The 7,742-nt window shown below is 71.1% G+C and carries 6 protein-coding genes; 1 reads left to right on the top strand and 5 read right to left on the bottom strand.

The annotated features are described in order from the left end of the window. Window positions 1-168: 168 nt before the first annotated feature. The 3 genes from QHF85_RS41960 to crtD form a co-directional block, all read right to left on the bottom strand. Complete coding sequence (locus QHF85_RS41960) at window positions 169-1,362, bottom strand: glycosyltransferase (RefSeq protein WP_281333077.1); 1,194 nt, start codon at window positions 1,360-1,362, stop codon at window positions 169-171. Beyond that, the gene (locus tag QHF85_RS41965; protein ID WP_281333078.1) at window positions 1,359-2,114 is read right to left on the bottom strand and encodes a carotenoid 1,2-hydratase; all 756 of its coding nucleotides are present in this window, start codon (window positions 2,112-2,114) and stop codon (window positions 1,359-1,361) included. Before QHF85_RS41965 ends, QHF85_RS41960 begins: the two co-directional genes overlap by 4 nt. Before the next feature lie 122 nt (window positions 2,115-2,236). Continuing rightward, a complete protein-coding gene (gene crtD / locus QHF85_RS41970; protein ID WP_281333079.1) occupies window positions 2,237-3,769 on the bottom strand; it encodes a 1-hydroxycarotenoid 3,4-desaturase CrtD in 1,533 nt (510 codons plus the stop codon). Window positions 3,770-3,872: 103 nt separating this feature from the next. Between crtD and QHF85_RS41975 the strand changes: the two genes are divergently transcribed. Next, window positions 3,873-4,778 (top strand): polyprenyl synthetase family protein, encoded by a 906-nt coding sequence (locus tag QHF85_RS41975; RefSeq protein WP_348652804.1) that lies wholly within the window; start codon window positions 3,873-3,875, stop codon window positions 4,776-4,778. On the opposite strand, the gene QHF85_RS41980 is transcribed toward QHF85_RS41975, so the two are convergent. Both QHF85_RS41980 and QHF85_RS41985 read right to left on the bottom strand, forming a co-directional pair. Next, window positions 4,779-6,413, bottom strand: a complete 1,635-nt coding sequence (locus QHF85_RS41980; protein WP_281333081.1) for a HAMP domain-containing sensor histidine kinase — start codon at window positions 6,411-6,413, stop codon at window positions 4,779-4,781. 24 nt (window positions 6,414-6,437) lie between these two features. Beyond that, the coding region (locus QHF85_RS41985) for a GAF domain-containing protein (protein WP_281333082.1) at window positions 6,438-7,742 on the bottom strand (1,305 nt) is incomplete at its 5' end.

Here is a 7,742-nt window from a genome sequence, read left to right on the forward strand (position 1 = left end):
ACCTCAAACGTTTTGAAGACGGATGACCACCCCTCCCCACCACGAGGATCGATACCACGAATGATCGCGGCGGATCGCGGCCTCGTGCACGATTCCCCGCGTAAAATTCGCCAAAATCACGACATCACGCCGGTGCCGTGACGCCGCAGCGCCAACGCATCGACGGTGTTACGCGGACGTACGTTCGGGCTGGCGCAAATGGCCCGTGCGGTCGACGACGAGGACCCGATCCCGCCAGAGGACCGTGCGCGATCGCAAGGCCCGCGTAAAGGCGACGGCGAGCACGACGTCGGCGAGGACAGAGTCCCGCAGCGCGACGGCGAGGCCCACGGGGCGCCCCGCCATCCGCGCAGCGACGAGCGCGATGACGAGGCGCGCGAGCAGCGCGAGCAGCGCCGCGCCGAGGGCGACCTGCGGGACGACGAACGCGAGCGCCGTCGCGAGCACGACGATGGGCCAGGTGGCGAAGAAGAGCGCGGGGTAGCTCCACAGGAGCAGCGGCCTCTGCGCGCGGATCACCGTGAGCCACCGGGAGAAGCGCGTGATCACGGCCTCCCACGATCGTCCCTGCGCGAGCGAGCGCGCCACGATCGGCACCGCCACGACCGAGCCGCCTCTCTCGCGGACGCGACGCGCGATCTCCATGTCCTCGCCGAGGTAGTCGACGAGCGAGCCGAAGCCGCCGATCGTCGCGAGCACGCTCGCGCGGATGGCGAAGAGCTTGCCGACGAGGCCTTTCGGGTCGAGCCGCGCGAGGACGGGGAAGGCGTGGAGCGAGGCGCCGAGGACAGCCGCGGAGGCATGATCGCCGAGCGTCCGCGGCGGCGCGTGCTCGGCCGGCGGCGCCCACGCGACCCACGCGGGCGAGGCAGAGGCGAGCGGCGCGACGAGGACATCGAGGTCGATACCCGCGAGATCGACGTCGCTGTCGGTGACGATGAGGATGTCGGCGCCCTCGGCCGCGGCCGCGAGCTGCGCAGCCTTGCGGTTCGGACCTCCGCCGCCCGTGAAGACGATCTCGGCCTCGATCCCGGCGCGCCCGAGCGCCTCGGTGGCCCTCTGCGCCGCGGGCAAGGCGAGGTCGGACGCCTGCTCCATCGCGAAACGGCACCGGACGTCGAAGGATCGCTTCGCGTGGGCGAGCGAGGCGAGCGTCCGTTCGAGCGAAGGCTCGCTCCCCGCGCACGGGCGCACGACGAGGACGGAGGGTTTTTCCTGCCAGACGAGCACGCCCGTGCCTCGTCGGCGCGCGGCGCGCGTCGTGAACGTCGCCCGCCGAGCCGCTTCGAGCGAGACGCAAGTGACCGCGAAGGACCAGCCGAAGAGAAAAAAACCGAGCAGGCTGGGGATGTCCGGCGTCATGGCGAGGCGCGTCGCATCCGATAAGGGAGCATGAACTGCACCGCCGGGGTCCGGAACCGATCGAGCGAGAGCGCCTCGTGCACGCCGTGCGCGTCTTCGCCGAGATAACGGCCCGAGAGCTGCGAGCGCGCATAAAAAGGCGTGTCTTCGAGGGTGCGCACGACCCGCGGGGACGTACCCGGATCGACCCGCACGATCCGCTCCATGCCCCAGAGCGTGCGCGGCGCGCGCGTGGGGGCGAGCGGCTCGAGGGGCTCCGCGCGTCCGTCGGCGTCGAAGCTGTGCTGGATGAGATCACGGGTTCCATCCCGACGAACCGAGTCGTACGTCACGACGGTGCGACGCCGCGTGGTGGCGCGGCCCCAGTTCCAGCCGGAAAAGCCGTCTTCGAGTGGCTCGCTGCCGAAGTTCGAATCGACGTAGGCCATGCCCGTCCACCGCGCGCTCGCGGGGCGGCGGATGTCGACCTCGGCGCGGGCGATCGGCGCGATCGGCGCCCAGCGGTGACGGCCGTTCGTGTCGAGGACGAACGATGCATCGGCGAGCGCGAGCGGGTGGATCCGCACGGTGCCCGAGACGCGGCCGGGCAGCGGCGCGGTCGCCTCTTCGAAGTGGACGGTGAAGGTGTCGTCTTGCCACTCCATCGAGCTCGGGCCGATGACGAGCGCCGAGCGATAACGGCGAACATCGGTCCCGCCCCGCTCGGTGAACGACCACGCGTCGCGCGCGGGCCCATAGAGCGCGACGTTCATCGAGCAATGGGCGAGCGGGTCGGCGGGGCCGCGCTTGCGTGCGGCCGCGTAAAACGGCGAAAATACGCTCCCGACGAGGCCGATGATGGTGATGCCGCAACGGCCGTCATCGCTCAGCGCGTCTAGATACCACCACGCATAACCGTTTCGCGCGATCGGCTCGTCGAAGCGAGGTCCTCGATCACGGCCTTCGCGCAGAGACGCCCGCTCAGCGCCGCCATCGGCACGCCCGCCCCCGGATGCGCGGCTCCGCCCGCCAGGTAGAGCCCCGGGATCTTCGTGCGAGACGACGCCCGGACGAACGGGGACTTCCACCCGTGCGACGCCGGTCCGTACAGGGCCCCCCCCGTCGCCGGGAACATGCGATTGAACTCGCTCGGCGTCGTCACGACGGGCGGCGCGGCAAACGGCGGAAAGACGAGACCCGCCCGCTCGAGGAGCGAGAACGCTGCTGTTTCGCATTGCTTGATCTCCGACGTGGTGAGGGCGCGCTGATCCCCGCGGGCCGGCGCATTGACGAGGCAGAGGAACCGCTCGGGGCCCGGAGGCGCGCGATCCCCGTCGTCGCGATCCTGGGCGCAGACGTACACCGTGGGCTCGCGAGGCAGGACCCCGCGCTCGAAGAGGTCGCGGAATTCCTCGTGGTAGTCCTTCGAAAAAAACACGTTGTGGCGCGTGAGCGGATAGGCGCCCCGGGCCTCGGCCACGAAGGCCCAGGTGACGGCCGAAAGGGAGCGCTCCGCGGGCGCCGGGATGGCCCGCCTTCCGGTCGCGCCGAGCATGCCCTCGAAGAGCGCCGCCGGATCCCCATTGTGGACGACGAGGTCGGCCGAGAGACGCTCGCCCGAGGCGAGGCGCACGCCCGCGGCGCGGTCGCCGGAGACGACGAGCTCCGTGACGTGCTCGCCGCATCGAATCGTGACGCCGAGGCGCTCGGCCACCCGCGCGAGCGCCTCGGCGACGCGGTACATGCCGCCCTCGACGAGGTAGACGCCGTCGCGCTCGACCTGGGCGATCACGTTGAGCGTGGCCGGCGCGAGGAACGGCGACGAGCCGCAATAGGTGGCGTACCGGCCGAAGAGCTGGCGCAGGCGTGCGTCTCGAAAAAACTCGCCGAGGGCCTTCCAGAGGGTCCGGTGGCCGTCGATGGAGAGCATTCCCTGGAGGCCGAGCGCGCCGACCGCGACCATCGCCGAGCCGAGGCTCGGGCGCTCGGAGCAGAGGAACGGCTTGTGGACAGCGTCGTAAATGCGCTGGGTGTACGCGCAGAACCGACGGTATCCCTCGCCCTCGGCGCGGCCGGCGAACGTCGATATGGCCTCGACGGACCGGTCGAGATCAGCGTACAAATCGAGGGTGGGCCCCTCTCCCCAGGCGTGTCGCGCCAGGACCTCCGCCCGCCGAAGGGCGAGCTCGGCGTCGAGCGAGGTCCCGGCCGAGGAAAACACCTCCTCGAGGACCCAGCGCATCGTCATGACCGTAGGACCGGCATCGATCGCGCGACCGGCCACGTCGACCTGCCGCATCTTGCCGCCGACCTTGGGCGCGCGTTCGAGGACCACGACCTCGATCCCCCGACGAGCGAGCTCCAGCGCCGACACGAGGCCGCCCACGCCGGCGCCGATCACCAACGCACGGCTCGTCCGATCCGCCATGAGCCCGTACCTACAACAACCTTGGAGGCTTGTCTAGAGTTTGTACAGCATGACCCATCAAACCCTTGACAAGGGTTAAACATCCATGGACGATACCTCCCGCATGGACGTCTCCGGTCGTATCGAGCGCGCTCTGCGCGCTGCCCTCGATCCGATGTGCGCCCCGGGCGCCCCGCCCCGCCTGGCGGCCGCCGTCTACCATTCGGTGTTCCCATCCGGCGCCCGCATCCGGCCGCAGCTCTGCCTGCGCGTCGCCATGGCCTGCGGGGAAGACGTGCCCGGCCTCGCCGACGGGGTCGCAGCCGCGATCGAGCTTCTGCACTGCGCGTCGCTGGTCCACGACGACCTGCCCTGCTTCGACGCCGCCCTGACCCGACGCGGGCAACCTTCGACACACCGTGCATTCGGTGAGCCGCTCGCCGTGCTCGCCGGGGATCAGCTCATCACCCTCGCCTTCGAGGTCCTGGCCCGCTCGTCCGCGGCCGCTCCGCTGCGGCTCGGCAAACTCGTGACCACGGTCGGCCGCGGCGTGGGCATGCCGTACGGGATCATCGCGGGCCAGGGCTGGGAGAGCGAGCCGAGCATCCCCACGACGCTCTACCGAAGGGCCAAGACGGGCGCGCTCTTCGAAGCCTCCGCGGTGGGCGGCGCCATCGCCGCAGGCGCCGACGCGGAGGAGGCCGAGGCGTGGCGCGGCTTCGGGCAGCGGATCGGCGAGGCCTACCAGATCGCCGACGACATGCTCGACGTGCTCAGCGACGCGGCGAGCGCAGGCAAACCCGTGGGCCGTGACGCGGCGCTCGGGCGGCCGAACGCAGCGAGTGACCTCGGGCTCGGCGCCTCCACGCACCTCTTCGAACAGCTCGTCGACGCGGCGATCGTATCGATCCCCGATTGCCCCGGCCGCGAGGATCTCTCGCGCTGGGCCACGCAGGTCGTCGATCGGATCCGCCGCCGCGCGCACGTCGCCCTGTCGCAGGGCGCGCAGGCCGACCAACCCGACGTCTGATCAGGCGACGTCGGCGTCGACGTCCGGATCCGTTGGCGCAGGCGAGAGGCGCTTCTCCGCGCCGCGACGCTCGCCGCGCAGGGCCGGGATGCGCAGCACGAACACGCTGCCCTTGCCGTCCTCGGTGACGGGGCTCTTCACCTCGATGCTGCCGCCGTGGCTCTCGGCGATGTGCTTGACGAGCGCGAGCCCGATGCCGCTGCCGCGGATGCGTTGCTCGCCCGCCCGCCGCCCGCGCACGAAGCGCTCGAAGATGCGCTCCTGCTCGTCGGGATCGATCCCGGGGCCACGATCGCTCACGCGCACGACGACCGAGCCGTCCTCCGAGGCGACGTCCACGTCGACCCGCTCGCCGTCCTTCGCGTACTTGAAGGCGTTGTCGAGCAGGTTGATGATCGCGAGCTCCATGGCGCGGGCGTCGAGCATCGCCTCGGGCATGTCCTCGGCGCTCGCGAGGTGCACGACGATGCCGTCCCGCTCGGCGCGGTAGCGATACACGTCGACGGCGCGCCCGACGACCTCCTCGAGCCTGCCGGGCGCGAACTCGTACGCGGCCTTGCCCCGCTCGACCTTGGCGAAATCGAGGACGTTCTCGATCAGCGCCGTGAGCCGCTCGCTCTCGCTCACGATGATCTGGAGGTACTGCCTTCGCTTGTCCTCGCTCGCGACCCGGTCGGCGAGGAGGATCTCGCCGAACATGCGGACGAGCGCGAGCGGGGTCTTGAGCTCGTGCGAGACGTTCGCCACGAAGTCGCTCTTCAGCGCGGCGAGCCTGCGCTCCTTGATCGACGCGAAGATGATGATCGTGACGCCGACGAGCACGACGATCGCCGCGAAGCCGACCATGCCGAGCTCGATCATGCGCTGCCGCTCGACCTTGTCGCCGAGGTCGTCGGCGCTGGTGAGCGCGATCTGGAGGCGCCAGTTGTAGAGCGTCGTCGGGAAGGGACGGCCGACGGTGAACTCGCCGGCCTTGATCGGCGGGCCGAAGACGATGCGGCCCTCCTCGTCGGTGACGTTACTGCGGCTGTTGCCGCGATCGATGTCGCGGTAGAGCCGCGGGAAGACGTCGTGCACGAGGCGCGGGACGTCGTGCCAGGCGACGACGAGGTAACGCCTCCCCGCGTAGGCGCGCTGCCAGTAGCTGATCAGGATGCTCTGCTGATCGATGATCTGGTGCAGGTGGCGCAGCTCCTCCGTGTTGCCCTCGAAGTTCAGGCTGGAGAAGAGCCGTCCGAGCAGCAGGCGCCGGAACGCGTCGTCCTCGCGGCCGGGCGCGCGCGAGGCGAACGCGAGCACGTCGCGCGCGTCGTGGCTCAGATCGAGCACCAGGATCGCGCGCACCGTGGGCGTCTCGCGGGACGCCGTGGGCAGCCAGCGGCGTGAGATCGTCGTGAGGTTCGCGAGATCGACGTGCGTCGCGACGACGTTGTCCTGCGCGATGATGAGCTTGTCGAGGCGGTCGACGCGCTCGTCGGCGAGCGTGAGCGTGGCGTCGAAGACGGTCTGCTGGCGGGCCTTTTCGATCTGGAGCGTCGTGCGCAGCGCGATGCCGCCGAGCACGAGCACGGCGAAGACGATCGCGGGGACGATCGCGAAGTAGAGCAGCCGCTCGCGCAGCCGACGACGCTGCATGGACGGTCCCCGCGCGCCGCGCGCCTAGCGCGCCGCCGCCTTGTTCGCCGTGGCCCGGATCTTCTCCGGATCGAGCACGACGCCCTGGATGGAGAGGAACTCCGCGAGCTCCTTGCCGACGTAGGTGAGCGCGTTGCCCTCGGTGGTGGCGTACTTGCCACCGCCGATGGGGTTCACGATCTCGATGAGGCCGAGCGTCTTGCCGCCGCCGATCGCGGGCGCGCAAGCGATGCTCTTCGGATCGATGCCGAAGGCCTTCCAGCGCGCGTCGACGGCGCGCGGGTCGCGCTGCGCGTCCGTGATGACGAGGGCCTTCTTGTTGGCGATGGCGGCCTGCGCGAGGCCCGTTCGATCGGGCATGCGGGCGAGGAGCCGGTCGTGCTTGCCGCCTTGCTGGCGCACGAGGACGAGCTCGCGTTTCTCGGCGTCGTGGAACCAGACGAGGATGAGCTCGCTCGGGAGCTGCTCCCTCAGGATCGAGATCACGAAGTCGGCGCCTTCGAGCGCGTCGCTCAGGAAGTGCAGATCCGTCGAGGCGCCTTCGAGCTCCTTCATGAGCTCTTCGGCCGAGCGGACGCGGGCCTTCGGCGGCGTGGACTTCGTGGTCGTGGTGACCGCGGCCTTGATCGCGGGGCTCGACCCGGCACGCGGCGGCGGCGTCGACGGAGAGAGCGCAGGGCTCGAACCGGCACGCGGCGGCGGCGTCGACGGAGAGAGCGCAGGGCTCGACCCGGCACGCGGCGGCGGCGTCGACGGAGAGAGCGCGGGGTTCGAACCGGCCGGCGCGCGCGGGGGAGAAAGCGCGGGGTTCGACCCAGCCTGCGCGCGCGGCGGCGGCGTCGACGGAGAACGAGCGGGCGGCGTCGACGCCGCGCGCTGTGCAGGCGGCGGCGTCGAGGCGGGGCGCGGCGCGGTCGCAGCCGGCGCGGCCACGGGCTTGCTCGCCGGCTGCGGGGGGCGAACCTCCGCCTCGCCGCGCCAGTCCTTCCACGTCAGCGTGGCGAGCGGCGCGCGCTCGGGTTTGCCCTGGTAGGCGTGATCGAACACCGCGAGGTTCACGAGCACGCCGCGCGTGCCGTCGAGCGCCTTCTTCACGGCGTCGAATCGATCCAGGACGACGCGCCTCGCGACGTCGACCGACGTCCCCTCGGGCACGACGTACACGTATTCCCGATACGTCAGCGGAGCGTCTTCCGTGGCGGCCACTTCGCGGCTCGCATGCACGCGGTGGCTCGGCAGCGGCGCGGCTGCGGGCGCGGGCGTCGCGCGGGGCAGGGCCCCGACGCGCGGGGGCGCGGTGACGGCCGCGCGGCCCTTCGGCGGCTCGGC

Source organism: Polyangium sp. 6x1, from assembly GCF_029946515.1.
Classification (GTDB): Bacteria; Myxococcota_A; Polyangia; order Polyangiales; family Polyangiaceae; genus Polyangium.